Annotated in this window: 22 protein-coding genes; 12 read left to right on the top strand and 10 right to left on the bottom strand. The window is 71.6% G+C overall.

From position 1 onward, the window contains the following. Nucleotides 1-15 precede the first annotated feature (15 nt). Nucleotides 16-1,479 (bottom strand): APC family permease, encoded by a 1,464-nt coding sequence (locus GTY67_RS07710; RefSeq protein ID WP_161278184.1) that lies wholly within the window; start codon nt 1,477-1,479, stop codon nt 16-18. A 158-nt stretch (nt 1,480-1,637) separates the two neighbouring features. Between GTY67_RS07710 and GTY67_RS07715 the strand changes: the two genes are divergently transcribed. Then, entirely contained in the window at nt 1,638-2,252 is a 615-nt protein-coding gene (locus tag GTY67_RS07715) for a TetR/AcrR family transcriptional regulator C-terminal domain-containing protein (RefSeq protein WP_161278185.1), read from the top strand. 190 nt (nt 2,253-2,442) lie between these two features. On the opposite strand, the gene GTY67_RS07720 is transcribed toward GTY67_RS07715, so the two are convergent. Continuing rightward, nucleotides 2,443-5,439 (bottom strand): bifunctional [glutamine synthetase] adenylyltransferase/[glutamine synthetase]-adenylyl-L-tyrosine phosphorylase, encoded by a 2,997-nt coding sequence (locus GTY67_RS07720; protein ID WP_093691806.1) that lies wholly within the window; start codon nt 5,437-5,439, stop codon nt 2,443-2,445. 185 nt (nt 5,440-5,624) lie between these two features. Here GTY67_RS07720 and GTY67_RS07725 point away from each other — a divergent pair, with 185 nt between their 5' ends. Continuing rightward, nucleotides 5,625-6,146 (top strand): pyridoxamine 5'-phosphate oxidase family protein, encoded by a 522-nt coding sequence (locus GTY67_RS07725; protein ID WP_161278186.1) that lies wholly within the window; start codon nt 5,625-5,627, stop codon nt 6,144-6,146. Here the strand turns inward: GTY67_RS07725 and GTY67_RS07730 are convergent. Beyond that, on the bottom strand, nt 6,139-6,945 hold the full coding sequence (locus GTY67_RS07730; RefSeq protein WP_161278187.1) for a putative protein N(5)-glutamine methyltransferase: 807 nt from the start codon (nt 6,943-6,945) through the stop codon (nt 6,139-6,141). The two genes, GTY67_RS07725 and GTY67_RS07730, sit on opposite strands and share 8 nt — an antisense overlap. A gap of 227 nt (nt 6,946-7,172) precedes the next feature. Further along, nucleotides 7,173-8,672 carry an MFS transporter gene (locus GTY67_RS07735; protein ID WP_093691848.1) on the bottom strand — a complete coding sequence of 500 codons (1,500 nt, stop codon included), beginning with the start codon at nt 8,670-8,672 and terminating at the stop codon, nt 7,173-7,175. A 169-nt stretch (nt 8,673-8,841) separates the two neighbouring features. Here GTY67_RS07735 and GTY67_RS07740 point away from each other — a divergent pair, with 169 nt between their 5' ends. Next, nucleotides 8,842-9,441, top strand: coding sequence for a TetR family transcriptional regulator (locus GTY67_RS07740; RefSeq protein ID WP_161278188.1), 600 nt, complete (start codon nt 8,842-8,844; stop codon nt 9,439-9,441). Between the two features lie 63 nt (nt 9,442-9,504). Beyond that, nucleotides 9,505-10,050 carry a GNAT family protein gene (locus tag GTY67_RS07745; protein ID WP_161279982.1) on the top strand — a complete coding sequence of 182 codons (546 nt, stop codon included), beginning with the start codon at nt 9,505-9,507 and terminating at the stop codon, nt 10,048-10,050. Between the two features lie 60 nt (nt 10,051-10,110). Here GTY67_RS07745 and GTY67_RS07750 read toward each other — a convergent pair whose 3' ends face one another. Next, nucleotides 10,111-10,875 (bottom strand): GntR family transcriptional regulator, encoded by a 765-nt coding sequence (locus tag GTY67_RS07750; protein WP_093691816.1) that lies wholly within the window; start codon nt 10,873-10,875, stop codon nt 10,111-10,113. A gap of 158 nt (nt 10,876-11,033) precedes the next feature. On the opposite strand from GTY67_RS07750, the gene GTY67_RS07755 reads away from it, so the two are divergent. Together GTY67_RS07755 and GTY67_RS07760 are read left to right on the top strand one after the other, a co-directional pair. Continuing rightward, nucleotides 11,034-11,372 (top strand): hypothetical protein, encoded by a 339-nt coding sequence (locus GTY67_RS07755; RefSeq protein WP_161279983.1) that lies wholly within the window; start codon nt 11,034-11,036, stop codon nt 11,370-11,372. A 112-nt stretch (nt 11,373-11,484) separates the two neighbouring features. After that, nucleotides 11,485-11,781, top strand: a complete 297-nt coding sequence (locus GTY67_RS07760) for a hypothetical protein (protein ID WP_093691820.1) — start codon at nt 11,485-11,487, stop codon at nt 11,779-11,781. A gap of 827 nt (nt 11,782-12,608) precedes the next feature. Here the strand turns inward: GTY67_RS07760 and glnA are convergent. Continuing rightward, the gene (gene glnA, locus GTY67_RS07765) at nt 12,609-13,970 is read right to left on the bottom strand and encodes a type I glutamate--ammonia ligase (protein WP_003969536.1); all 1,362 of its coding nucleotides are present in this window, start codon (nt 13,968-13,970) and stop codon (nt 12,609-12,611) included. 242 nt (nt 13,971-14,212) lie between these two features. On the opposite strand from glnA, the gene GTY67_RS07770 reads away from it, so the two are divergent. From GTY67_RS07770 to GTY67_RS07795, 6 genes are all read left to right on the top strand, one after another. Further along, entirely contained in the window at nt 14,213-14,905 is a 693-nt protein-coding gene (locus GTY67_RS07770; RefSeq protein ID WP_161278189.1) for a DUF3105 domain-containing protein, read from the top strand. Next, on the top strand, nt 14,902-15,585 hold the full coding sequence (locus GTY67_RS07775; protein WP_161278190.1) for a DUF305 domain-containing protein: 684 nt from the start codon (nt 14,902-14,904) through the stop codon (nt 15,583-15,585). The genes GTY67_RS07770 and GTY67_RS07775 overlap by 4 nt, the downstream gene beginning before the upstream one ends. Before the next feature lie 141 nt (nt 15,586-15,726). Beyond that, complete coding sequence (locus tag GTY67_RS07780; RefSeq protein ID WP_030564417.1) at nt 15,727-16,152, top strand: CBS domain-containing protein; 426 nt, start codon at nt 15,727-15,729, stop codon at nt 16,150-16,152. Between the two features lie 87 nt (nt 16,153-16,239). Further along, complete coding sequence (locus tag GTY67_RS07785; RefSeq protein ID WP_161278191.1) at nt 16,240-16,659, top strand: DUF6153 family protein; 420 nt, start codon at nt 16,240-16,242, stop codon at nt 16,657-16,659. Between the two features lie 61 nt (nt 16,660-16,720). Beyond that, nucleotides 16,721-18,310: a multicopper oxidase family protein gene (locus tag GTY67_RS07790; RefSeq protein WP_161278192.1), complete on the top strand. Its 1,590-nt coding sequence runs from the start codon at nt 16,721-16,723 to the stop codon at nt 18,308-18,310. A 121-nt stretch (nt 18,311-18,431) separates the two neighbouring features. Then, on the top strand, nt 18,432-20,186 hold the full coding sequence (locus GTY67_RS07795) for an NAD+ synthase (RefSeq protein ID WP_161278193.1): 1,755 nt from the start codon (nt 18,432-18,434) through the stop codon (nt 20,184-20,186). A 208-nt stretch (nt 20,187-20,394) separates the two neighbouring features. Here the strand turns inward: GTY67_RS07795 and GTY67_RS07800 are convergent, their stop codons facing one another. From GTY67_RS07800 to GTY67_RS07815, 4 genes are all read right to left on the bottom strand, one after another. Next, nucleotides 20,395-21,627, bottom strand: coding sequence for an MFS transporter (locus GTY67_RS07800; protein ID WP_161278194.1), 1,233 nt, complete (start codon nt 21,625-21,627; stop codon nt 20,395-20,397). Nucleotides 21,628-21,789: 162 nt separating this feature from the next. Then, a complete protein-coding gene (locus GTY67_RS07805) occupies nt 21,790-22,815 on the bottom strand; it encodes an endonuclease/exonuclease/phosphatase family protein (RefSeq protein WP_093691838.1) in 1,026 nt (341 codons plus the stop codon). A 206-nt stretch (nt 22,816-23,021) separates the two neighbouring features. After that, entirely contained in the window at nt 23,022-23,777 is a 756-nt protein-coding gene (locus GTY67_RS07810; RefSeq protein WP_161279984.1) for a TetR/AcrR family transcriptional regulator, read from the bottom strand. A gap of 290 nt (nt 23,778-24,067) precedes the next feature. Next, complete coding sequence (locus GTY67_RS07815) at nt 24,068-25,675, bottom strand: MFS transporter (RefSeq protein WP_161278195.1); 1,608 nt, start codon at nt 25,673-25,675, stop codon at nt 24,068-24,070. Nucleotides 25,676-25,717: the final 42 nt, after the last annotated feature.

Consider the following 25,717-nt stretch of genomic DNA (forward strand, 5'->3'; position numbering starts at 1 on the left):
CTCCTTGGGTGGTCGTCAGAGGGTTACGGAGGCGGAGAGGGGCTTTGAAGGTTCGGCCGGGTCCTCAGGCGGCTCGGCGGCGAAGGCGGCGTACACCTCGGGCCGGAGGCGCCGGAGACGGCGGGCGAGGAGGAGCCCGAGCAGGAAGACGCCGGGCACGAGCGCGACGAGGAGGACGTTCACGCCGGTCGAGGCGCCGGTGAACAGGTCCACGTTGTACGAGACGAGCCCGATGGCCCCGGTCAGCAGCACGGCCGCCACCAGCGGGGCGACGACGGTCCGCAGCACGCCCTCCTGGTGCGGGACGCGCCGGAAGAACAGGAACACAGCCAGTGCGGCGAGCAGTTGGAGGACCATGAGCCCGATCATGCCCGGGGTGTTGACCCAGAGCAGGAGCTGCGCGTACGGGTCGGCCCCGGCGGCGGCGAACCCGATGACGACGAGGGCCCCGAGCACGGTCTGCGCGGCCCCGGCGACGTACGGGGAGCGGTGGCGCGGGTGGACGCGGCCGAGGAGCGGGGGCAGGACGCCTTCCTCGGCGAGGGCGAGCCCGTACCGGTTGATCGCGTTGTGGAAGGCGAGCAGCGAGGCGAGGACGCTGGTGACGATGAGGATGTGCATCAGGTCGGCGGCCCAGGGCCCGACGTAGGTGGTGATGGCGGAGAAGAAGAGCCCGCCGGGATTGTGGGCGGCGGCCTGGATCACCTTGTCGTCCCCGAACGCCTGGATGACGGTCCAGACGATGAAGGCGTAGAAGAGGCCGAGGAAGGCGACGGCGATGTAGGTGGCGCGGGGGACGGTCCGTTCCGGGTGCCGGGCCTCGCGGCGGTAGATGACGGTGGACTCGAACCCGGTGAAGGCGGCGAAGGCGCAGGCCAGGACGGCGGCCATGCCGGGCACGAAGACGTTGCCGGCGGAGAAGGAGGCCAGGGAGAGCCCCGAGGCGCCTCCATCGAGGAGGACGCCCCCCGCGAGCAGGACGAGGATCCCGGTCTCGGCGAGGAGCAGGACGCCGAGCACCTTGGCGCCGAAGTCGATGGAGCGGAAGCCGCCGTACCAGATGAGCACCAGCCCGAGGAGGGAGACGGGCAGCCAGGGCACGTCGAGGCCCCACAGGGCGTGGGCGGTGTCGGCGGTGGCGGAGCCGAGGAGCCCGTAGACGCCGATCTCCATGCCGTTGTAGCCGAGCATGGCGATGAGGGCGGCGGCGATCCCGAGGGGCTTGCCGAGCCCGCGCGTGATGTACGCGTAGAAGGCCCCGGCGCTGCGGACGTGGCGGCTCATCGTGGTGAACCCGACGGCGAAGATCGCGAGGGTGACCCCGGCGACCAGGTACCCGACGGGGGCGCCGATGCCGCCGAGCAGGAGGGCGATGGGGGCGACGCCTGCCATGACGGTGAGCGGGGCGGCGGCGGAGATGACGAAGAAGGCGATGTCGGCGGTGCCGAGTGTGCCTTTCCTGAGGGTGGGCGCAGACATGTTGAGGAGGGCCCTTCTGCGGCGAGCGGGCGGCGGCCCCGTGCCCCGGTTTCACCCGGGCCACGGATAAACCTAAAGGCTTTCGGTTTTGGGGAATGTAGCCTCACCACAGGTCATCGGGGAAGACCTTTCGCCGACGCAGATCAGGAGACGCACACATGGGACGGCCGCGCACACCGCTGCTCGACCGGGAGCGCATCGGCGCCACGGCACTCGAACTCATCGACGAGCAGGGCGAGTTCAGCGTCCCGCAGGTGGCCCGGAGGCTGGGGGTGCAGACGGGTTCGGTGTACCACCATGTGGACGGCCGGGCGGGGGTCGTGGAGCTGGTACGCGAACGTGTCAGCGCTTCCATCGACACGGCCACGCTGGACCTGCGCCCCTGGGACACGGCCCTGACCGCCTGGGCCCGCTCCTACCGGGCCGCCTTCGCCGCCCACCCGCACGCGATCCCGCTGCTCATGACGTCACCGGTACGGGCCCCGAAGGTGCTGGAGCAGTACGAGCACGCGGTACGGCTGCTCCTGGAGGTGGGCTTCCCGATGGCCGAGGTGATGACGGTGATCACGGCCCTGGAGAACCTGGTCCTGGGCTCAGCCCTGGACCTGGCGGCCCCGGAGACGATGTGGGAGCTGCCCGAGGACTCCCCGGGGACGGCAAACCTGGCGCAGGCCTTGGCGGCAACGCCTCCGTCCCGGGCGGACGCGGCGTTCGAGCTGGCGCTGGGGGCGTTCGTGGAACACTGCCGCCACTTCAGCCGGTCCGGCGCTTGAGGACACCTCCCCCGACCCTCACCCGCACCACAACCAGCCCGTCCGGCGCTTGAGGACATCTTTTCCGCCCGCGCACGTGGGCGCCTGCCCCCGGCGGAGGCCCGAAATCCAGCCCCTCCGGCGCTTGAGGAGCGGGGCCCGGGGCAGCGCCCCGACCGGGGCCCGGGGGCGGCGCCCCGCGAGGACGGCCCTACACCACCGCCCCGTAGAACCGCTCCTCCACCACCGCCCGAGCCCGCCGCGTAATCCGCCGGTAGTCGTCCAACATGTCCCCGACATGCCCCGGCTCGTACCCCAGGTACCGCCCCACGGCCGTCATCTCCCGAGGGTCGGACGGAAACGTGTCCCCCGCCCGCCCCCGCACCAGCATCACCGCGTTCCGGACCCGCGTCGCCAGCACCCACGCCTCGTCCAGCATCTCCGCGTCCTCACCCGGGATCAGCCCCGCCGCGCACGCCGCCGCCAGCGCCTCGCGCGTACGCGTCGTCCGCAGCCCCGGCTCCGCCCACCCGTGCTGCATCTGCATCAGCTGCACGGTCCACTCGACATCGCTCAGCCCGCCCCGCCCCAGCTTCGCGTGGAGCGTGGGGTCCGCGCCGCGCGGCATCCGCTCGGACTCCATCCGGGCCTTCAGCCGGCGAATCTCGCGTACGGCGTCCTCACCGAGCCCCTCCATCGGATACCGCAACGGGTCCACCAGCTCAAGGAACTCGGCCCCCAACTCCGCGTCGCCCGCCATGTGTTCGGCCCGCAGCAGCGCCTGGCTCTCCCAGACCAGCGACCAGCGCCGGTAGTACGCCTCGTACGACTTCAGCGTCCGCACCATCGGCCCGGTCTTGCCCTCGGGCCGCAGGTCGGCATCGATGAGCAACGGCGGGTCGGCGGTGGGCAGTTGCAGCAGTCTCCGCATCTCCCCCACCACCGCGTTGGCCGCCCGCGCCGCCTCCTCGTCGCTCACGCCCTCGCGCGGCCGGTGCACGAAGAGGACATCGGCGTCGGAGCCGTAACTCAGCTCGTGCCCGCCGAAGCGGCCCATGCCGATGACGGCGAACCGGGTCGGCAGGGTGTCGCCCCACCGCTCGCGTACGGCGGCCCGCAGCGCACCCGCGATGGTGGCGGCGTTGAGGTCGGTGACGGCGGAGCCGACCCGGTCGACGAGGGCCCCGTGGTCCTGCTCGGCCGGGCTGTCCTCGGTGCCGTAGGAGCCGATGATGTCGGCGGCCGTCGTACGGAACAGCTCCCGCCGCCGCACCCCGCGCACCACCGCGACCGCCGACTCGGCGTCCCCCGCGCGCCCCACCGCGGCCAGCACTTCCTGCTCCAGGTGCTCCCGGGTGCGCGGCTTCAACCCCTCCGGGTCGCCCAGGATCGCCACCGCCTCCGGGGCCCGCAGCAGCAGGTCGGGGGCGAGGCGCCCGGCGGAGAGGACCCGGGCGAGGTTCTCCGCCGCCGCCCCCTCGTCGCGCAGGAGCCGCAGGTACCACGGGGTCTTGCCCAGCGCGTCGGACACCTTGCGGAAGCCGAGGAGCCCGGCGTCCGGGTCGGCGGAGTCCGCGAACCAGCCGAGCAGCACCGGCAGCAGCGTGCGCTGGATCGCCGCCTTGCGGGAGACCCCGGAGGAGAGGGCCTCCAGGTGGCGCAGGGCCGCGCCGGGGTCCGCGTAACCGAGCGCCTCCAGCCGGATCGCGGCGGCCTTCGGGCTGAGCCGGGACTCGGCGGGGGCCAGCTGCGCCACGGCGTCCAGCAGCGGCCGGTAGAAGATCTTCTCGTGCAGCCGCCGCACCACCGAGGCGTGCCGCCGCCACGCCTTGTTCAGCTCGGCGACCGGGTCGGTCCGCATCCCGAGCGACCGCCCGAGCCGCCGCAGGTCCGCCTCGTCCTCGGGGACCAGGTGGGTGCGGCGCAGCCGGTAGAGCTGGATGCGGTGCTCCATGGAGCGCAGGAAGCGGTACGCCTCGTCCAGCTGGGCCGCGTCCGCGCGCCCCACGTACCCGCCTTCGGCGAGCGCCCGCAGGGCCTCCAGCGTGGTCCCGCTGTGCAGCGAGGCATCACTGCGCCCGTGCACCAACTGGAGGAGCTGCACGGCGAATTCGACGTCCCGCAGCCCGCCGGGCCCGAGCTTCAGCTCCCTCTCGATCCGGTCGGCGGGGATGTTGTCGACGACGCGGCGGCGCATCTTCTGCACGTCGGGGACGAAGTTCTCCCGGTCGGCGGCCTGCCAGACGAGCGGGGATACGGCGTCGACGTACTCCGCGCCCAGCTCCGGGTCGCCGGCGACCGCGCGCGCCTTCAGCAGCGCCTGGAACTCCCAGGTCTTCGCCCACCGCTGGTAGTAGGCGAGGTGGGAGGTGAGGGTGCGCACGAGGGGCCCGTTGCGGCCCTCGGGGCGGAGGTTGGCGTCGACCTCCCAGATGGTGCCCTCGGCGGTGTTCTCGGAGCAGATCCGCATCATGTGGGCGGCGAGCCGGGTGGCCGCCTGCATGGCCTTGTTCTCGTCGACCCCGTCGCGCGCCTCGGCCACGAAGATCACGTCGACGTCGGAGACGTAGTTCAGCTCGTGCCCGCCGCACTTGCCCATCGCGACGACGGCGAGCCGGCACTGCGCCGCGTCCTCGGGGGCCGCCGTGCGGGCGACGGCGAGGGCGGCACGGAGGGTGGCGGTGGCGAGATCGGCCAGTTCGGCGGCGGTCTGGGCGAGGTCGGTGGTCCCGCAGACGTCGCGGGCGGCGAGGGTGAGCAGGCAGCGGCGGTAGGCGACGCGGAGCGAGTCCGGGTCGACGGCCTCGGCGAGCCCGCGCTCGAACTCGGCGACCCCGGGGTGCAGGTCGGCCGCCTCGTACGTGACGAGCGCCTGCCAGTCGCGCGGGTGCCGGGCCAGATGGTCGCCGAGCGCCTCGGAGGCGCCGAGGACCCCGAGGAGCCGGTCGCGCAGGGGCTTGGCGGTGACGAGGGTGTCCAGCAGCACCTGACGCTCGCCCTCCGCCTCGGCCTCCACGAGCCGGACGAGGCCGCGCAGGGCCAGATCGGGGTCGGCGGTGGCGCCGAGCGCCTCCAGGAGGACGGGATCGGACCGTACGGAGGCGAGGTCGTCCAGCTCCAGGAGCTGCTCGGCGGCGGACGGGTCGGTGAATCCGTGCCGCAGCAGTCGGGTGAACGTGCTGCTCCTGCGCCCCGGCACCGTCGTCATTGCACGCTCTCCCGCCGCCCGAACCGATCTGCGTAACTGCTCATCTGCGTAACTGCTCGGCCGCGCCCTCGCCGCGTCACAGCTCTCCGAGCCTAGTCCTGTGCCGATGAATTCGGGGCGGCGGCGGAGTCCACCCACAGGGAAAGCACCTGACAGCACCCCCTTCACGCCACCTCGGAGGAACCATGACCACGACGGACCAGCCCCCGGCCACCGAGCTGGACGCCCGCTACAGCAGCGAGGGAGCGACCGCCCGCCCCTGGCCGGAGACGGCCGCCGTGCTCACCGACGCCCCGCTGTACTGGCTCTCCACGGCCCGCCCCGACGGCCGCCCCCATGTCACCCCGCTCATCGGCGTCTGGTCGCAGGGCGCCCTCCACTTCTGTACGGGCCCGGCGGAACGCAAGGCGCGCAACCTGGCGGGCAACCCCGAGGTGGTCCTGACGACGGGCGCCAACGCCCTCGACGCGGGCTTCGACGTGGTGGTCGAGGGCCGGGCGGACCGGGTGACGGACCACGGGCGGCTGACGGCGCTGGCCCGGGAGTGGGAGGCGAAGTACGGCGCCGACTGGCACTTCGACGTCGAGGACGGCAGCTTCGTCCAGCCGGAGGCGGGCCAGGCGCACGTGTTCGCGGTCCGCCCCCGTACGGTGTTCGGCTTCGGCAAGGGGGAGCCGTACAGCCAGACGCGCTACCGCTTCACGTGATCCGCGCCCCTGCCGTACCGATGACGACGGTGGCGTACAGCTCCTCGGAGACCACCACGCGCACCACCAGCCCGGCGCCGCGCAGGACCTCCACCGCCGCGTCCCGCTGCCGCTCACTGGCCTCCACCAGCAGGCTGCCGCCCGGGGCGAGCCACTCGGGCGCCTCGGCGGCGACCCGGCGCATGACGTCGAGGCCGTCGCCGCCGCCGTCGAGGGCGACCCGGGGTTCATGGACGCGGGCCTCGGCGGGGAGCAACGCGACATCGGCGGTCGGAACGTACGGAACGTTGGCCAGCAGTACGTCGACGCGACCGCGCAGACCGGCGGGCAGGGGCTCGAACAGGTCGCCCTCGTAGACCTGCCCGAGACCGCCGACGTTGCGCCGGGCGCAGCGTACGGCGGCGGGTTCGACGTCACAGGCGTGCAGGTCGACCCGGCCCCGGGCGGCGGCCGCTTCGGCGGCGAGGGCGACGCCGAGCGCACCCGAACCGCAGCAGAGGTCGACGACGACGGCCCGCTCCGGGGCGAGGGCGGCGGCCTGCGCCACCAGGAACTCGGTACGCCGACGGGGTACGAAGACCCCGGCGTCCACGGCCAGGCGCCGGCCGCAGAACTCGGCCCAGCCCAGGACATGTTCGAGCGGAAGCCCGGCGACACGGTCCTCGACGAGCGAGGCGAGGTGGTCCGGGGACGCGGCGGCCTCATGGAGGAGGGAGGCCTCGTCCTCGGCGAAGACGCAACCGGCGCGACGCAGGGTGGCGACGGTGGCGGAGAAGGAACTCAAGGGGTGAACCGACATGCGGGGGAACGCCTTCCGGGAAATCCGATGGGCGCTCGCGATCGGTCCGAACCGTCCGGCCGTCCTACACCGTTACCGGTCGTGCGACGCGATCGTGCGAGGTGAGCACCCGGCCTGATCCAGCGGTAATGGGTCTCACCTCCCCGGTCCGTCCCCGTACCGGTGCACGGGGGGTCGTAACACTACAACAGCCCGCGCCACGGGGGCGCGGGCTGTCGTCCGGCCGTCTACAGGTCGACGCTGTCACGCAGCTTGGTCGGTGTGAGGAACAGCGAAGCGATGACACCGACGACCGCGATGCAGGCCGAGATGAGGAAGATGTGCCCGGTGGCGTCCCCGTAGGCGGCCCGGACGACCTCCTGGATTTGCGGCGGCATGGCGGCGACGTTCAGGGTGGATCCGCCGGAGCCGGAGGCGGCCGGGTCGATGCCCAGCTCCGCCAGCCCGTGGGCGATCTTGTTCGCGACCTGGTGGGCGAGGACCGCGCCGAGGACGGAGACGCCCATGGTGCCGCCGAGGGAGCGGAAGAAGGTGATGGCCCCGCTGGCCGCGCCGATCTCGCTGAGGGGCACGGTGTTCTGGAGGACGAGCACCAGGTTCTGCATCGACATACCGACACCCACACCGACCCCGAGCATCCCCAACGCCACGGCGACGAGGGGCGTTTCGTGGTCGATGAAGGAGAGCCCGAGGAAGCCGAGGGCGAGGATGACGACACCGGTGACGATGTACGGCTTGACCTTGCCGGTCTTGGAGACGAGGCGTCCGGCGACGGTGGAGGAGACGAGCACGCCCGCCATGAGCGGGATGGTGAGCAGCCCGGCCTCGGTCGGCGAGTAGCCGCGCCCAATCTGGAAGTACTGGCCGAGGAAGACCGCGCCGCCGAACATCGCCATGCCGACCGCGAGGCTCGCGACGATGGCGAGGGCGGGGTCGCGGCGCCGGACGACGTGCAGGGGGACGACGGGCTCCTTGACCCTGGCCTCGACGAAGACGGCCGCGCCGAGGATGAGCACGCTCCCGCCGACCATGAGGCCGGTCTGCCAGGAGATCCAGTCGAAGTCGCCGCCGACGAAGGTGACCCAGAGGAGCAGGAGGCTGACCCCGGCGGCGATGAGCGAGGCGCCGAGGTAGTCGACCTTGGTGTCGGAGCGGCGGACCTCGGCGAGGTGCAGGGTGCGGGCGAGCATCACGGAGGCGAGCAGCGTGAAGGGCACGGCGATGAAGAAGCACCAGCGCCAGCCGAGCCAGGAGGCGTCGGTGATGAACCCGCCGAGCAGCGGCCCGCCGACGGTGGCGACGGCCATGACGCCACCGAGGTAACCGTTGTAGCGGCCGCGCTCCTTGGGGCTGATCATCGCGGCGATGATCACCTGGACGAGGACCTGGAGCGCCCCCATGCCGAGCCCCTGGACGGCGCGGAAGGCGATGAGCTGCTCGGTGGACTGAGCGAAGCCGCAGGCGATCGACGAGACGACGAAGAGCCCGATGGCTATCTGGAGCAGCAGCTTCTTGCTGAAGAGGTCGGCGAGCTTGCCCCAGATCGGGGTGGAGGCGGTGGAGGCCAGCAGCGTCGCGGTGACGACCCAGGTGTACTGCGACTGGGTGCCGTCGAGGGACCCGATGATCTGCGGGAGCGCGACCGAGACCACGGTGGTGCTGATCATGGCGACGAACAGCACGATGAGCAGCCCGCTGAGGGCCCGCAGGACGTGCCGGTGGTCCATCGGTGCGGGGGCGGGGGCGGGGGCCCCGGCCGGGGCGGCGGTGGTGTGTGCTGCGCTCACGCGCAACCTCCGGAAGGTTCGTACGTAGGGGATAAGGCTTCACCATACATGCACACTGAGCAATTTTGCCCACTGAGCAACAATCCGAACCCCGGGGGATAATGCCCCCATGGACAGCAGCACCGCGGGACCGGGACTCCGGGAGCGCAAGAAGGAAGCCACCCGGCAGGCCGTGCACGAGGCGACCCTGCGCCTGACCGTGGAGCACGGCTTCGACCATGTGACGGTCGAGGCGGTGGCGGACGCGGCCGGGATCTCCCGCCGGACGTTCTCGAACTACTTCACCAACAAGGAGGACGCTCTCCTCTACGGCGAGGAGCAGCAGATCAGGGCCCTGGTCCGCACGGTCCGGGACCGCCCCGCCGACGAACCGGCCTGGCCGGCCCTGCGCGCGGCGGTGGCGCAGTTCTCGGAACGCGTGGCTCCTCCGGAGCGCGACTGGGCGGTCCGCACCCGCCTGGCGATGCGCCACCCCTCCCTCCTGGCCCGCCAGTTGGCCAACCACGCGGCCCTGGAACGCGACCTGGCCGAAGCGGTGGCCGCCCGCCCGGGCCCGACCTCGGCCCCGGTCCGCCCGATCGTGCTGGCGGCGGGGTTCCTGGCCTCGCTCAGGATCGCGATGCGGATGTGGATCGAGGAGGACCTGGCCCGGGAGCCGGCGGCGGTGATCGACGAGGTGCTGGACGAGATGGGGCGGGGGTTCGGGTAAAACTCTGACCGCCTCCTCTCCCCTTCGGAGCCCGCCATCAGCACCACCTCTGACTCCGACCCCATCCTCTGGCTCGGCACAGAAACCTGCGCGCTCGGCCCCTACCGGGCGGACCTGGTGGAGACGTACTGGCGCTGGGAGCAGGACCCCGCGCTCCTGGTCGGCTACGGACGCCAGCAGCCGGAGTCCCTGGAGGCGCGCACGGAGGGCATGGCCCATCAACTGCGCGGGGACAACATCCGCTTCACGGTGCACGACCTCGCCACCGGCGTCCCGGTCCCGGCCGGGGTGGCGACGCTGCTGCCCGACCCGTCCGTCCGCACGGCGGAGTACGTCGTGATGCTGGCCCCCGAGGCACGCGGACGCGGCCTGGGCACGGCCGCCACCCGGCTGGTGTTGGACTACGCGTTCCACATCACCAACCTGCGCATGGTCTGGCTGAAGGTCCTGGCCCCCAACAAGGCAGGGCGGCGTGCCTACGAGAAAGCCGGCTTCCGGACCGCCGGAACCCTGCGGGAGGCGGGCTACTGGCTCGGAACGGTCTGCGACGAGATTCTGATGGACACGCTGGCCACCGACTTCACGGGCCCGTCGGTCATCACGGCCTGACGGCCCGAAGGCGGCTCACCGCACCGTTGCGCGGAAGCCGCCCTCAGGACCAGGCCGTACTCAGAACCGGGAGTCGTCGACGTCGATCTCGTACGCGATCTCCCAGCGGATGTCCGGGACGATGATGTCGGCGGTCTCGACCGGACGGCCCTCCGAGTCGAAGTAGATGCGCTCCAGTTGTGTGACCAGGTCGCCCACGGAGATGTTGAGGAAGTTGGCCTGCTCGCGCGTGGCGCGGGCCGGTCGTGGCATTTCGAGGGCGGTGGAGATGTTCACGTTGATGGAGCGCATACGGGCGACCACGCCGATCTTGCCCCGCGGCCCCATCTCCGGGAGCAGCACCTCCGTACCGCCGGTGATGGCCATCGGCTCCCAGCTCGTGGCGAGTTGCGCCGGCTGACCGTCCGCGAGGAACTCGTAGTGGGTCATGACGCAGAGGTCGCCGGGCTCGATCGCCAGCCGGGCGGCGATGTCCTCCGTGGCGGGAACCCGCGCCCGGCTGTTGCACTCCCAGGTGCCATCGCCGCCGTGGTCCTTCAGGCCGGCGCGGAACGGGGAGCCGGTCCGCTCCTGACGGAGGCGTGAGCGGACCATCCTGAGGCGCTGGCGGGCTTTGCGGACGTACGTACCGGAACCGGCACGGCCTTCGAGGATGCCCTCGATGATCAGACGTTCCATGGCCCGCTGGGCGACGGAGTGGCCGACGCCGTACTCCTCGGCGAACCGGGCGCGGGACGGCAGCTTGTCACCGACGGCCCATTCACCCGACAGCACCCGGGTACGGATCTTGTCGGCCACCTGCAAGTACGGGGTATCGCGAGGCATTTCGGCGGCTCCGTGAGGGTGCGGCGTTCAGGGCTCGATATTGACAAAGCTAACCCATCAGGTTGAAGCTGAGCACTCAGCATTACATGGAGTGACATCGACTTCACCAGGGGAGAAGTGTGCGCTCAGCACAAGCGCGGGCAGCGGCACTGACCGGCATGCTCACCGCCGCCATCGGCACCGAGCCGCGCGTAGCCGACACCGAGGCCGGCATCCGCGTCGAAGCGGACCTCCCCACCGAACTCACCGAGGCCGAGCACACGGCGGTACTCGCCGCCCTGGCCACGGCCGACCACTTCGGGCACACCCTCACCCGCACCGCCGAATTCGTCTGGGCCGAGATCAGCAGAGAGGCGACCGTGACCACGACCGATTTCCCCGACGCGGCCTACCGCGACCTGCTCGCCCACACGACGACGTGCGGAACCTGCCGAGCCGGAGCGGTCTGCTCCACCGCGGCCAAGCTCGTCCGCACCTGGCGCGAGACGCGCGCATAAGGGCGCCCCCTGCCGACCGGCACAGCTCGCCCACTCCCCCAGAGAGACGGAGGCACCACATGCGCACGCCCGCCCCTCACGCCTTACTCCTGGCCCCGCCCGGGAGGCACCGATGATCGCCCTGTCCCCGACGGACGTCCGCACCTGCGAGGCCTGCTGGACCGCCCCGGTCACGGCGGCCCGCCACACGGAGACCGGCCGTGACCTGCTCTGCGAGGAGTGCGCGGCGGGCGACTACCCGCGCCGCGTGGACCTGTTCCCGCCGTTCGGGATCTACGGCCTGCCGGCCCGCAAGGTCCGGCCGGATGGCAAACACCGAGGCAACCCGGGCCCGCCCCCACCCGACCCGGGCCCACCGCTCCCCAACCCACCACCGGCACCTTCACCACCAGGAACACCCCCGGTGTAGCGCGCCTCGGATCCGCTCCGGCTCACGACGGGCGCGGGCCCCGTCCACCACCCTTCGGGTGAGGCCTCCTCCGGGAACATCCGGCGATGTCGTCGGCCCACTCCTGCGCCCACGACCGCAGCGGCGGGGGGGGCGTCTCGCTCACCAAGCCCGTGCGCCGCGACCTGGCGCTCTTGGCACGACCTCGTCAGCCGTGCCCTCGCCGTGCCCACCGTCGCAGCCCGCCGACAGCACGTTCCTTATGACGGCGGATTGAAGAGAATTCGCCGGGACTCGTCCTGAGCGCCATGAGCGGGGTCCATCGCTGACGTCCGGTGCGAGCCGTCCACCTCACTGCGGGAAAGTCCGTAATCTCCGAGATGCGCTCCCGGTCGATCACCCGCGTGCGCAGATAGCCACGGACCATCATCCGTGAGTGCTCACACGTCACACCGAGCCGGTATCCCCGCACTGCCAGCACGGAGAACGCGATCACGGCCAGACCTGCCGCGAGCCGCAGCACGCCGCGGTCGGCTTGCACCGCGTACGCGATGCCGGCAACCGCCGGAACGGCTCCGAGGCCGCTGTTCCCCAGACGGTTGAGTGTCGTTGGTGAGCACTCCATGACGTTCCTCGGGTGGTCGCGGCTACCGGCGCAGCCTACAGCCGACGGTCCGCGCAACGTCACGAGCGCCAGGACAGACGACCGGGTACGCGTATGCCCCCACCGGAGGCACCGCCGTGTCGACCCGGGCCCTGGCTCTCGCCTCAACGGCTTCGGGCCCCGACGGCGCATACCGTCGGGGCCCGAAGCCGTTCATGCGAGCTCTGCGCCGCCGGCCGGTCTCCTACAGCACCGGCAGCAGGTTCTTCAGCTCGAAGGCCGTGACCTCGCTGCGGTACTCCTCCCACTCCTGCTTCTTGTTGCGGAGGAAGAAGTCGAAGACGTGCTCGCCCAGCGTTTCGGCGACCAGTTCGCTCTTCTCCATCAGGGAGATCGCCTCGCCCAGGTTCTGCGGGAGCGGTTCGATGCCCATGGCTCGGCGTTCCGCGTCGGAGAGGGCCCAGACGTCGTCGTCGGCGCCGGCCGGGAGTTCGTAGCCCTCCTCGATGCCCTTGAGGCCTGCGGCGAGGAGGACCGCGTAGGTGAGGTACGGGTTGGCGCCGGAGTCGATGGAGCGGACCTCGACGCGGGCCGAGCCGGTCTTGCCGGGCTTGTACATCGGGACGCGGATCAGGGCGGAGCGGTTGTTGTGGCCCCAGCAGATGTACGAGGGGGCCTCGCCGCCCGCTCCGGCGGCGCGGGAGGAGCCGCCCCAGATGCGCTTGTAGGAGTTGACCCACTGGTTGGTGACGGCGGAGATCTCCGCCGCGTGCGTCAGAAGGCCCGCGATGAAGGAGCGGCCCACCTTGGAGAGCTGGTACTCCGCGCCCGACTCGTAGAACGCGTTGCGGTCGCCCTCGAAGAGGGAGAGGTGGGTGTGCATGCCCGAACCCGGGTACTCCGAGAAGGGCTTGGGCATGAACGTGGCCTGCACGCCCTGCTCCAGCGCCACCTGCTTCATCACCAGACGGAACGTCATGATGTTGTCCGCCGTGGAGAGCGCGTCCGCGTAACGGAGGTCGATCTCCTGCTGGCCGGGGGCGCCCTCGTGGTGGCTGAACTCGACCGAGATGCCCATCGATTCGAGCATCGTGATTGCCTGGCGGCGGAAGTCCATGCCCACGTTCTGCGGGGTGTGGTCGAAGTAGCCCGAGCTGTCCGCCGGGGTCGGGCGGGTGCCGTCGACCGGCTTGTTCTTCAGGAGGAAGAACTCGATCTCGGGGTGCGTGTAGAACGTGAAGCCGAGGTCCGACGTCTTCGCCAGGATGCGCTTCAGCACGTAGCGCGGGTCCGCGAAGGACGGGGAGCCGTCCGGCATCAGGATGTCGCAGAACATCCGCGCGGTGCCGGGGGCCTCCGCGCGCCAGGGCAGGATCTGGAAGGTGCCCGGGTCCGGCTTGGCGATCATGTCCGATTCGTACACCCGGGCGAAGCCCTCGATCGCCGAGCCGTCGAAGCCGATGCCCTCGTCGAAGGCCTGCTCCAGCTCGGCCGGGGCCACGGCGACGGACTTGAGGAACCCGAGGACGTCGGTGAACCACAGCCGCACGAAGCGGATGTCGCGCTCCTCAAGGGTCCTGAGGACGAATTCCTGCTGCTTGTCCATTGCCACATCCTTGCAGTTCAGACGGTCCGTGCACCACCGCCCGGGGTAGGGGGACACTTCAGTATCGCGACCCGGGATTTCCCCCAGATTACGCACACGGTGTGAGAGAGAGCACTCGGCCACCCACTACGATCGGCGACCGTGGCGTGCGGGGGCCGTGGCGGCTCTCCCGCCCGCCTGCGCGCGTCGGCCGCCGGACCGGCCTTCCCCCCTCCCGCCCCTTCGCAGAAGGACTCGACGCCATGAGTTTCGGCCCCAGCGATCCCCTGTACGCCACCCCGCCCCAGCAGCCCTCCGACGGTGCCCGGTCCGCCCGTAACCGGGCCATCGCCATAGGGCTCAGCGGCGCCGTCGTGGCCGGTCTGGCCGTCTTCGGTACGTACATGGTGCTGGAGACGTCCGAGGCCAAGGAGAACCGGAGCAGCGGTTCCTCCGGGCAGGACGACAAGCCGTCCGGCAGAGACAGCGGCGGTACCGGTGGGGCCATCGCGGGGCTCAAGTCCTGGGATGCCGCTGAGCTCGGACGCAACCACTCCGCCGGCGACGTGGACTATCCGATGACGCCTCCCGTCGGCGGCGACCACCATCCGTCCTGGCTCAACTGCGACGGCGACGTATACGAAAAGGCCGTCCCGAACGTCAACGCGGTCCACTCCCTGGAGCACGGCGCCGTCTGGGTCACGTACAGCACCAAGGCCGCCGATGGGGAGGTGGCCGAGCTCGCCGAGCGGGTCCGGAGCACCCCGTTCACCCTCATGAGCCCGTACGCCGACCAGGAAGGCGCCATCGTGCTCAGCGCCTGGGGCAAGCAGGTCACGGTGGACAGTGCCGACGACCGGCGCGTGGACCAGTTCCTCGCGCAGTACGTCCAGGGGCCGCAGACCCCCGAGCCCGGCGCCCCCTGCACCGGCGGGCTGGAGACGGTGCCTCAGTGACCGCCGACAGCGAGGGGCGGGGCCGGACCCGTCGTGTGCGGTGGGTGGCCGGGGGTGCCGTGGTTCTCGCTCTGGTCCTCGCCGGGGCCGCCGCCTTCGCCTCCGCGCGCGGGGACGGGGAGAGCGGTGTTCCCGCCGTCGATTCCGCCGATGCCGGGTTCGCCCGGGACATGGCCGTCCACCACCAGCAGGCCGTGGAGATGTCCTTCATCGTCCGCGACCGTACGGACGACGAGGACGTACGCCGTCTCGCCTACGACATCGCCAACACCCAGGCCAACCAGCGCGGCATGCTGCTCGGCTGGCTCGACCTGTGGGAGCTGCCCAAGGCCGCCCCGGATGGAGCCGGGCCCATGGCGTGGATGGGGGATGAGGACGGGCACGGCGGTCATGTGGCCGGGCATGGGGGCGGCGGTGGCGGCGGGCTCATGCCGGGGATGGCCACCAAGGACGAGCTCAAGCGGCTCGGGGGCCTCAACGGGAAGCAGGCCGAGGTCTTCTTCCTCCAGTTGATGACCGATCACCACAAGGGCGGCGTCTCCATGGCCGGGGCGTGCGCGTCGCTCTGTGCCGTGGAGGCGGAGAAGCGGCTCGCCCGGGGCATGGTGGAAGGGCAGCAGTCGGAGTTGGGGCTCATGCGCGACATGCTGGCCGCGCGTGGGGCGAAGCCCCGTACCTGATCAGGGTCCGCGTCAGCCCTCGGCCCCGTACCGGCGCACCCGAACGGGTGATTGCGGTCGCGCGGGGCGGGCGGGCCGATGACGATGGGTTGCGCTCGGGGCCGTACGGCAGTGCCATCGGCACGCAGGAGGAAATCCCCCATGACGACCGCCAAAGACATCATGCACAGCGGGGCCCGCTGGATCCCCGCCCACGAGACCCTCGACCGTGCGGCGCAGCTGATGCGTGAGCACAACGTGGGCGCGCTGCCCGTCTCCGCCAACGGTGACTCGGACCGGATGGTCGGCATCATCACCGACCGGGACATCGTCGTCGGCTGTGTGGCCAAGGGCCACGACCCGTCGAAGGTGACCGCGGGCGACCTCGCCCAGGGCACGCCCCGCTGGATCGAGGCGGACGCCGATGTGAACGCGGTCCTGGAGGAGATGCAGAACCACCGCATCCGCCGGCTCCCCGTCGTCGAGAACAAGAAGCTCGTCGGCATGATCAGTGAGGCCGATCTCGCGCAGCACCTCACGGAGGAGCAGATCGCGGCCTGGGCGGAGAAGGTCTACTCCCGCAGCTGAGAAAGCCGATGTCCGTGAGTGGCCCGGTGCCCCTGGGGTGCCGGGCCGCCGTTCGTCCGTATACCCACCGGGGGTAGGGTGGGCGGCATGGCTGGCACGGTCGGCGGGGTCCGGAGCGGGAGCGTGATGTACGGGCAGCTCCTGCTGCTCGCCGCGCTGCTCTTCGGCATCGTCACCATGCATACCGTCGGGCATCCGGCTGAGCATGCCCCCTCCTCGCCTTCGGCGCCCGCGGCCGTGCCCATGGCTGAAGCCGCCTCCGATGCGGCGCATTCCTCGCACCCCTCCCCCGACCACTCCCCCATGAGCGGCATGGATCCGCTCTCCGTCTGCCTCGCCGTCCTCGGCGCCTGGGGGCTCGCCCTCGTCGGTGCCTGGCTGCTCGGGCTGCGCGCGGACGGGCGGCCCCTCGGTACGCCGGTGGGTGCGGGACTTCTGCGGGTGCTGCGGCCCAATCCGCCGCCCCCGATATCGGTGCTCGCCAGCGTCTCGGTGCTGCGTATTTAGGAGTGGGCGTCTCACCTCCGCCCCTTCACCCGAACCACAGCACTCCAGAGGTGTCTTCAGCATGCCCATGCACCGACCCACCCGACGCGCCGTACTCGGCGCCGCTCTCGCCGTCGCCGGTACGGGAGCCCTCGCCGCCTGCTCCGACGGCGGCAGCGGCCACGGCGGCTCCCACGCCCCCGGTGGCGCCCAGGACTCCGGTACGTACGTCTCCCCCGGCGGCAAGGAGGTCGCGGCGGCCGAGAAGGCGCGCGGCTCCGGCCCCGTACGCAAGGTCTCCCTCACCGCCACCCGTACCCGGCTCGATCTGGGCGGCTCCACCACCGTCGCCTCCTGGGCCTACGGGGACCGGCTGCCCGGGCGTGAGGTGCGGGTGAGCGCCGGGGACACCCTCGACCTCACCCTGGCCAACCACCTTCCGCAACCCACCTCGATGCACTGGCACGGCCTCGCCCTGCGCAACGACATGGACGGGGTTCCCGGGCTCACCCAGCGGAACGTCGCGCCGGGGGCCGACTTCCGGTACCGGTTCGCGGTCCCGCATCCGGGGACGTACTGGTTCCACCCGCACTCCGGCGTCCAGCAGGACCGGGGGCTGTACGCGCCGCTGATCGTGGAGGACCCGAAGGAGCCGTTGGCGTACGACAAGGAGTGGGTCGTCGTCCTCGACGACTGGGTGGACGGGGTGGCGGGGTCGACGCCCGATGCCGTGCTGAAGGAGCTGTCCGGGGGGATGGCGGACGGCGGCGGGATGGATCATGGCGCGCACTCCATGTCCGGTTCCGGTTCCGGTGAGGACGATCCGGACGGTGGTGGGCCGTCGCGGATGATGATGGGCGCGCGCAGTGAGCTGCTCGGTGGGGATGCCGGTGATGTCGCCTATCCGTACTACCTGGTCAACGGGCGGGTGGCGGACGATCCGGAGGTGTTCCGGGCGCGGGCCGGTGACCGTATCCGGCTGCGGATCATCAACGCCGGGGGCGACACCGCCTTCCGGGTCGCGCTCGGCGGGCACCGGCTGACCGTCACCCACACCGACGGCTTCCCCGTCCGGCACGCCCAGGGGGACGCGCTGCTGCTGGGGATGGGCGAGCGGTACGACGTCCTCGTGACCGCCGGGGACGGGGCCTTCCCGCTCGTCGCCCTGGCGGAGGGGAAGGAGGCGGCCGCCCTCGCCGTGCTGCGGACCGGGAGCGGTGCGGCGCCCGGCGCCTCCGTACGGCCCGGGGAACTGGACGGGGAGCTGGTGGAGGCGGGGCGGCTGGTGCCGGATCCGTCGGTGGCGTTGGCCGGGCGTGCGCCGGACCGGACCATCCGGATGCGGCTCACCGGTGGGATGGCCGACTACGACTGGGCCTTCGACGGGCAGCCGTACGACGCGGAGCAGCGGCGGCCGGTGGAGGCGGGCGAGCGGGTGCGGGTCGTCTTCGACAACGGGACGGCCATGTGGCACCCGCTACATCTGCACGGGCACACGTTCGCGCTGGGCGGGAACGCCGCCGGGGCCCGTAAGGACACCGCGATCGTCCTGCCGCACCGGTCGCTGACCGTGGAGTTCGACGCCGACAACCCGGGGCTGTGGATGGTCCACTGCCACAACGTCTATCACGCGGAGGCCGGGATGATGACGGTCCTCGGGTACCGGATCTGAGCCCCAGGGCCCCAGCGGGTCGGGGCTGGTAGCTGCTCCCACCTGCGGTTTCGGTGGGCCCGGGCAGATTTTGCCCGGGCCGCCGGGACATCGCGTCAGAAAGACGATTACACTGGCGGACGTGCCTCAACTACGCCTCGCACTGAATCAGATCGACTCGACCGTCGGCGACCTCGCCGGCAACTCCGAGGCGATCGTCCACTGGACCCGGCACGCCGCCGAGCAGGGCGCCCACCTCGTGGCGTTCCCCGAGATGGTGCTGACCGGATACCCCGTCGAGGACCTGGCCCTGCGGTCGTCCTTCGTCGAGGCCTCACGGCAGGCGCTGCGCGCGCTGGCCGCCCGCCTCGACGCGGAGGGCTTCGGCGAGCTGCCGGTCGTCGTCGGCTACCTCGACCGCTCCGAGCACGCCGCCGCGCGGTACGGGCAGCCCGCCGGGTCCCCGCGTAACGCGGCGGCTGTGCTGCACCGGGGCGGTATCGCGCTCAACTTCGCCAAGCACCACCTGCCGAACTACGGGGTGTTCGACGAGTTCCGGTACTTCGTGCCGGGCGACTCGATGCCCGTCGTACGGGTCCACGGCATCGATGTGGCCCTCGCGATCTGCGAGGACCTCTGGCAGGACGGCGGGCGCGTCCCGGCCGCCCGGTCGGCCGGGGCCGGGCTGCTGCTGTCGATCAACGCCTCGCCGTACGAGCGGGACAAGGACGACACGCGCCTCGACCTGGTCCGCAAGCGGGCCCAGGAGGCCGGCTGCACGACCGCGTACCTGGCGATGATCGGCGGGCAGGACGAGCTGGTCTTCGACGGGGACTCGATCGTCGTCGACAAGGAGGGCGAGGTCATCGCCCGCGCCCCGCAGTTCTCCGAGGGCAGCGTGATCCTCGATCTGGAGCTGCCCGCCGCGGCGGCCGTGGCGCCCTCGGGGGTCGTGGACGACGGGCTGCGCATCGACCATGTGGTGCTGTCCGACCGGCCGGTCGACGCGTACGAGCCGGAGCTCGCGGGCGGGTACGCGGAACGGCTGGACGACGACGAGGAGGTCTACTCGGCGCTGGTCGTGGGGCTGCGTGCGTACGCTGCGAAGAACGGTTTCAGCAGTGTGCTGCTCGGGCTCTCCGGGGGCATCGACTCGGCGCTGTGCGCGGCCATCGCGTGCGATGCGGTGGGGGCGCAGAACGTGTACGGCGTGTCCATGCCGTCCAAGTACTCCTCGGACCACTCCAAGGGCGACGCGGCCGAGCTGGCGCGGCGGACCGGGCTCAACTTCCGTACGGTGCCGATCGCGCCGATGTTCGACGCGTACATGGCGTCGCTGGGGCTCACCGGGCTGGCGGAGGAGAACCTCCAGGCGCGGCTGCGCGGTACGACGCTGATGGCCATCTCCAACCAGGAGGGGCAGATCGTGCTGGCGCCCGGCAACAAGTCGGAGCTGGCGGTCGGTTACTCGACGCTGTACGGGGACGCGGTGGGCGCGTACGGGCCGATCAAGGACGTGTACAAGTCGTCGGTGTTCCGGCTGGCGAAGTGGCGCAACCGGGCGGCGGAGGAGCGGGGGCAGACGCCGCCGATCCCCGAGGCCTCGATCACCAAGCCGCCGAGTGCGGAGCTGCGGCCGGGGCAGGTCGACACGGACTCGCTGCCGGACTACGACGTGCTGGACGCGATCCTGGAGCTGTACGTGGACCGGGATCAGGGTCTCGATGCCATCGTGGCGGCCGGGTTCGAGGCGGGGCTGGTGGCGAAGACGTTGCGGATGGTGGATACCGCCGAGTACAAGCGGCGGCAGTATCCGCCGGGGACGAAGATTTCGCCGAAGGGGTTCGGGAAGGATCGGCGGTTGCCGATCACGAATCGGTGGCGCGAGTCGTCTTAGCGGGGGGCGGTCACCGGGGGCGTCCGGTGGCCGCCTTTGTCCTCAAGCGCCGGACGGGCTGGGATGGGCCGACGGGCCCGGGGTCTATGCGGCTGCGGGCTCATCCGGCGTAAGGCTTCCGTCCTCAAACGCCGGACGGGCTGGAAGGGGTGCCGGTCGGGCTGGAAGCCGTGCCGGTCGGGCTGGGATAGGCCGACCAGCCCGGGGCCTACCTGACCCCGGGCTCATCCGGCGCAACGGTTCCGTCCTCGAACGCCGGACGGGCTTGGTGGGACGCCACCACCCTCGACGCCTTTCCCTGGCCCCTGTCCAGGTAGCCCGCCGTTGCCGCTATCGCCAGGCCCAGCACCGCCAGGACCGCGCCCACGAACGCCGGGGACGTCCAGCCCCAGCCGGCCGCGATCGCCACGCCGCCCAGCCAGGCGCCGCCCGCGTTGGCCAGGTTGAAGGCCGAGTGGTTGGAGGCGGAGGCCAGGGTCGGGGCGTCCTTCGCCTTGTTCATGACCAGCATCTGGAGCGGGGTCGTCGTCATGAAGCCGACGCCGCCCAGCAGCACCACCATCACCAGCGCCGCCCACTGCACGTGCACCGTGAACGGGAACGCCACCAGGACCACCGCCAGCGCGCCGAGCGAGCCGTACAAGGTCGGGCGCAGGGCGCGGTCCGTGAGGGGACCCGCCGCCAGGGCGCCCAGGGTCATGCCGATGCCGAAGAGGGCCAGGACGATGGTGACCGAGGACTCGCCGAAGCCCATCGCCTCCGTGGTCATCGCCGAGAGATACGAGTACACGGCGAAGACCCCGGCGAAGCCGAAGACCGCCGTGAGCAGGCCGAGGAGCACCTGACGGTTGCCGAGGGCGCGGAGTTCGCGGCGTACGTCCTGGTGGGCCTCGACCGGAATCGTGGGCACCAGGCGGGCCAGGGCCGCCATCGCGGTCAGGCCGATCACCGCGACGACCAGGAAGGTGGCCCGCCAGCCGAGGTGCTGGCCGAGCAGGGTCGCGGCGGGTACGCCGACGATGTTGGCGACCGTCAGGCCGAGGAACATCGTCGCCACCGCCCGCGCCTGCCGGCCCTCGGCGACCAGCCGGGCGGCCACGACCGCTCCGACGCCGAAGAACGCGCCGTGCGGGAGCCCGGCGAGGACGCGGCCCGCGAGCAGCCAGCCGAAGTCGGGGGCGAGCGCCGAGGCGAGGTTGCCGACGGTGAACAGCGCCATCAGGAGCAGCAGCATCTTCTTGCGCGGGACGCGGGAGCCGAGACCGGTGAGCAGCGGTGCACCCAGGACGACGCCGATCGCGTACGCCGATACGAGGTAGCCGGCGGTCGGCACGGAGGTTCCGAGGTCGTCCGCCACGTTGGGCAGCAGGCCCATCATGACGAACTCGGTCGTGCCTATGCCGAAGGCGCTCACGGCCAGGGCGAGCAGGGCCAGGGGCATGGGAAACCTTCGCAATCTCGGGGCGGGGGGCAGCAGAACGAAGAACCGTCGCCTCGGCATCCATGCCGAGGCGACGGCTCAGTCTTCTTTATGTATGCGACTGGAACAAATTGTCGCAGACGTTTTATGCCGGGAGGTGAACGGCCGGTTGCCTGATCGCTGTCACAGCTCCACTCGGGCCGCTATCGGCAGGTGGTCGCTGTCCGTCGCCGCCAGGGTCCACGAGGACTTCGGCTCCACGCCCTTGACCATGATCTGGTCGATCCGGGCCATCGGGAACGAGGCGGGCCAGCTGAAGCCGAAGCCGTCGCCCGCCGCGCCCTGGGTGGAGCGCATCTGGGAGGTGACCGCGTTCAGCGAGCGGTCGTTCATCGTGCCGTTGAGGTCGCCGAGCAGGACGACGCGCTTGACCGGTTCGTCGGCGATGGCCTCGCCGAGGGCGTCGGCGCTGTTGTCGCGCTGGTTGGCGGTGAACCCGGCGTGCAGCTTGACCCGGACCGACGGGAGGTGGGCGACGTACACCGCGACCTCGCCCTGCGGCGCCTTGACCGTGGAGCGCATGGCCCGGGTCCAGCCCATCTTGATGTCGACCGGCCTGGTGTTGCTGAGCGGGTACTTGCTCCACAGGCCGACGGTGCCCTGGACCGAGTGGTACGGGTAGCGGGCGGCCAGCGACTTCTCGTACGTGGACACCGCCCCGCCCGGCAGCTCCTGGAGGGCCACCACATCGGCGCCGGAGCCCGCGACCTGCTGGGCGGTGCCCGCGGGGTCGGGGTTGCCGGCGTTGACGTTGTGGGTGGCGACGGTGAGGTCGCCGCCGGTGCCGGACTTGTCGGTGATCAGGCCGCCGAACATGTTGAGCCAGACCACGGCGGGGAGCAGCAGGGCGATCAGCGCGGTGGCGGAGCGCCGCAGCAGGGCCAGAAGCAGCAGGAGGGGGATGAACAGCGCTATCCACGGCAGGAACGTCTCGATGAGGCTGCCGAGGTTGCCGACCCGGTTCGGGATCCGCGCGTGGACGACCATCACCAGGGTCAGCACCACCGAGCAGAGGGCCAGCACGATCCCGCGCCGCCAGATCCCCCGGTCCCGGGCCGCTCTGTTCAGCAGGCTCCGGAAGCGGTTTCCTTCGGGCTGCGGCCGCTCCGCGCTGCCGTTGCCCGTGTCCGCCCCGTACGCCTGCACCATCGCGTCGTCCTCACTGCCTTGCCGTACACATCGCCGCGCCCCTCGACCCTAGGTGATGGGTGGCGTCTTTCCCGCCGTCGACTTCTCTCTTGCCGCCGACGGCTCTCCGTGAGCAGGACGAGCGGAGCGGGACGGGAGGTTCCGGTCCGGGCCCGGCCGGTGGGGGCTTGTGACAGAACGATCACACTCGGCCCGGCTCCGGCGCGTCAGGCGCGCCCCGCCGAGGACGCGGCCGCCGCCGGGGCCAGGCCCTGGAGCAGCGTCGTGATGATGCGGTCGACGAGGTCGTCGGGGAGGGGGGCGTCGGGGCGGTGGACGGTACGGACGAGCACCGCGCCGACGAAGAGGTCGTCGATCAGCTCCACGTCGAGGTCGTCGCGCAGCTCTCCGGCGGCGACGGCCCGGCGTACGGCCGCCAGTACGGCGGCGCGGCGGGGGGCGATCACCGTGCCGAAGTACTCGTCCCAGAGCTTGGGGTGGCTCTTCATCTGGGCGAAGATGTTGTGCAGCAGCACCGAGGAGCGCTGGGCGAGGCCCCGGGTGCGCAGGGACTCCAGCATGATGCGCAGGTCGGCGAGGCCTTCGGTGCCGGAGACGGGCGGGTCGACGGGTTCCATGTCCCGTACGACGTCGACGAAGAGCTCTTCCTTTCCCGTCCAGCGGCGGTAGATCGTGGCCTTGCCGACGCCCGCCGTACGGGCGATGCGTTCGATGGAGAGGCCGGCCAGGGGTTCGCCGGCCTCCAGGAGGGCGATGACGGCGTCCAGGATCGCGCGTTCGGCGGCGGCGGAGCGGGGGCGGCCGCGGCGGGGCTCCGGGTCGGCCGCCCCGTCGCCCGGCGCGGCGCAGGGGTCCGCCGGGCAGCGGTCGGCACCACCGTGGGCCGCGCCGGTGTCAGCGCCGCTCGCCGTCGCGCCGTCGTCCGCGCCGCCTTGTGCAGCGCCGCCTTGTGCAGCGCCGATGTCCGCGCGACCTCGCCCCGCGCCGCTCTCCGCCGCACCGACGCCCGCGCCGCTTTCAGCCGCACTGCCTTGCGCCGCGCCGCCATCCGCAGCGCCGACGTCCGCGTCATCCGCCGCGCCGCCATCCGCCGCACCGTGCCGGTCCTCCTCGCCGGACCGAGCGCTGTCCCGCTCGCCGTCGTTCTGGTCCCGCACCTGAAGCCGCCTCTCGCCCTGCCGTCGTCCGACCCTCGCCCCGATTCTCGCCGACCCGGAGGGGACGGGAGGCCGCGGCCCTCCGGGTCGGTCCGTCAGCGGCCCACCGGCTCCTTCGTGGAGCGGGTCTCCGGCTCCTCCGTCACCACGGGGGGCCGGCCCGGCAGGTACAGGCCGACCACGAGCGCGCCGATCAGGGCGACGGCCGCCGAACCGAGCGCGGTGACGTGCATGGCGCTGATGAAGGCGTCGTTGGCGGCGGCGACCAGCGGCTTTCCGGCCACCGGGCCGAGCTTCGCGGCGACCCCGAGCGTGGCCTCGATGGACTCGCCCGCCACCGCCCTGGCCCCGGCCGGGACCGCGCCGAGGTGGCCCTCGATGTCACCCCGGTAGACCGTGGAGAGCACCGAGCCGAGGACCGCGATCCCGAGCGCGCCGCCGACCTGGCGGAAGGTGTTGTTGATAGCCGATCCGGAACCGGCCTTCTCGCGGGGCAGCGCCTGCATCACGGCGACGGTGACCGGCGGCATGATGTGCGCCATCCCGGTGCCCTGGACGAAGAAGACGAGGCACAGCACCCACACCGGCGTACCGGCGTCGAACAGGGCGAAGCAGGCCAGTCCGGCCGCGACCAGCAGCATGCCCACCGTGCAGACCGCGCGGGCGCCGAAGCGGTCCACGACCAGCCGGGCCCGGGGCGCGAAGATCATCTGGGCGGCGGCGAGCGGAAGGATCAGCAGGCCCGACTGGAGGGCGCTGTAGCCGCGCACGCTCTGGAGGTAGAAGGCGGAGAAGAACGTCACGCCCATCAGCGCGAAGAAGACCAGCGCTATGGCGGCGACGGCGGCGGAGAACGCGGGCTTCCTGAAGTACGTGATGTCGATCGCCGGGTGGCTGCTGCGCTTCTCGTGCCAGACGAATCCGGCCAGCACCAGCAGTCCGCCGACGATGGGGAGCAGCACGGTGGTGTCCGTGAAGTCGGCGAGCTCGCCGCCCCGGATGATCCCGTAGACCAGCAGGACCAGGCCGACGATGGAGAGCGCGACGCCCAGCGGGTCGACCTTGCCGGGCTTCGGGTCACGGGAGTCGGGGACCAGGATCACCATGGCGATGAGGGCGAGCACGACCACGGGGACGTTCACCAGGAAGATCGAACCCCACCAGAAGTGCTCCAGGAGCAGTCCGCCGGTGATCGGGCCGATCGCGATGCCGAGGCCGACGCTGCCGGCCCAGATGCCGATGGCCTTGGGCTGCTCGTCGCGCTCGAAGACGTTCATCAGGACCGCGAGGGTGGCGGGCATCACGAAGGCCGCGCCGAAGCCCATCAGGGCTCGCCAGGTGATGAGTTCGCCGGGCGACGCGGACATCGCGGCCAGGGCGGAGCCGATGCCGAAGACGAGGATGCCGAAGAGGAGGACCTTCTTGCGGCCGATGCGGTCGCCCAGGAGCCCGGCGGTGAACAGGAGCCCGGCGAAGACGAGCGTGTAGGAGTTGATCGCCCACTCCAGCTCGCTCTGGGTGGCGCCGATGCCGGTGGGCGCGGGGCTGGCGATCGTCTTGACCGCGACGTTGAGGATCGAGTTGTCCAGCACCACGATGAGCAGGCTGAACATGAGGACGGTGAGGATCCACCAGCGGCGGCGGTGGACCGCCTCGGGTATGCGGGGCTCGGCGGCGGGCGCGGAGGGGGAGGGTGCGGACATGGGGACGAGCCTAACCTCGTTTCGATACGAGACCGTCTCGTA

Source organism: Streptomyces sp. SID8374 (assembly GCF_009865135.1).
In the GTDB taxonomy this organism is placed as follows: domain Bacteria; phylum Actinomycetota; class Actinomycetes; order Streptomycetales; family Streptomycetaceae; genus Streptomyces.

What these genes read in the sequence shown, in the direction of transcription:
- GTY67_RS07800 (WP_161278194.1), bottom strand. Translation starts at nt 21,627, where the DNA reads ATGCCCCTGGCCCTGCTCGCCCTGGCCGTGAGCGCCTTCGGCATAGGC.
- GTY67_RS07715 (WP_161278185.1), top strand. Translation starts at nt 1,638, where the DNA reads ATGGGACGGCCGCGCACACCGCTGCTCGACCGGGAGCGCATCGGCGCC.
- GTY67_RS07730 (WP_161278187.1), bottom strand. Translation starts at nt 6,945, where the DNA reads ATGTCGGTTCACCCCTTGAGTTCCTTCTCCGCCACCGTCGCCACCCTG.
- GTY67_RS07740 (WP_161278188.1), top strand. Translation starts at nt 8,842, where the DNA reads ATGGACAGCAGCACCGCGGGACCGGGACTCCGGGAGCGCAAGAAGGAA.
- GTY67_RS07805 (WP_093691838.1), bottom strand. Translation starts at nt 22,815, where the DNA reads ATGGTGCAGGCGTACGGGGCGGACACGGGCAACGGCAGCGCGGAGCGG.
- GTY67_RS07790 (WP_161278192.1), top strand. Translation starts at nt 16,721, where the DNA reads ATGCCCATGCACCGACCCACCCGACGCGCCGTACTCGGCGCCGCTCTC.
- GTY67_RS07710 (WP_161278184.1), bottom strand. Translation starts at nt 1,479, where the DNA reads ATGTCTGCGCCCACCCTCAGGAAAGGCACACTCGGCACCGCCGACATC.
- GTY67_RS07725 (WP_161278186.1), top strand. Translation starts at nt 5,625, where the DNA reads ATGACCACGACGGACCAGCCCCCGGCCACCGAGCTGGACGCCCGCTAC.
- GTY67_RS07780 (WP_030564417.1), top strand. Translation starts at nt 15,727, where the DNA reads ATGACGACCGCCAAAGACATCATGCACAGCGGGGCCCGCTGGATCCCC.
- glnA (WP_003969536.1), bottom strand. Translation starts at nt 13,970, where the DNA reads ATGGACAAGCAGCAGGAATTCGTCCTCAGGACCCTTGAGGAGCGCGAC.
- GTY67_RS07720 (WP_093691806.1), bottom strand. Translation starts at nt 5,439, where the DNA reads ATGACGACGGTGCCGGGGCGCAGGAGCAGCACGTTCACCCGACTGCTG.
- GTY67_RS07760 (WP_093691820.1), top strand. Translation starts at nt 11,485, where the DNA reads ATGATCGCCCTGTCCCCGACGGACGTCCGCACCTGCGAGGCCTGCTGG.
- GTY67_RS07735 (WP_093691848.1), bottom strand. Translation starts at nt 8,672, where the DNA reads ATGGACCACCGGCACGTCCTGCGGGCCCTCAGCGGGCTGCTCATCGTG.
- GTY67_RS07815 (WP_161278195.1), bottom strand. Translation starts at nt 25,675, where the DNA reads ATGTCCGCACCCTCCCCCTCCGCGCCCGCCGCCGAGCCCCGCATACCC.
- GTY67_RS07755 (WP_161279983.1), top strand. Translation starts at nt 11,034, where the DNA reads ATGCTCACCGCCGCCATCGGCACCGAGCCGCGCGTAGCCGACACCGAG.
- GTY67_RS07770 (WP_161278189.1), top strand. Translation starts at nt 14,213, where the DNA reads ATGAGTTTCGGCCCCAGCGATCCCCTGTACGCCACCCCGCCCCAGCAG.
- GTY67_RS07750 (WP_093691816.1), bottom strand. Translation starts at nt 10,875, where the DNA reads ATGCCTCGCGATACCCCGTACTTGCAGGTGGCCGACAAGATCCGTACC.
- GTY67_RS07785 (WP_161278191.1), top strand. Translation starts at nt 16,240, where the DNA reads ATGGCTGGCACGGTCGGCGGGGTCCGGAGCGGGAGCGTGATGTACGGG.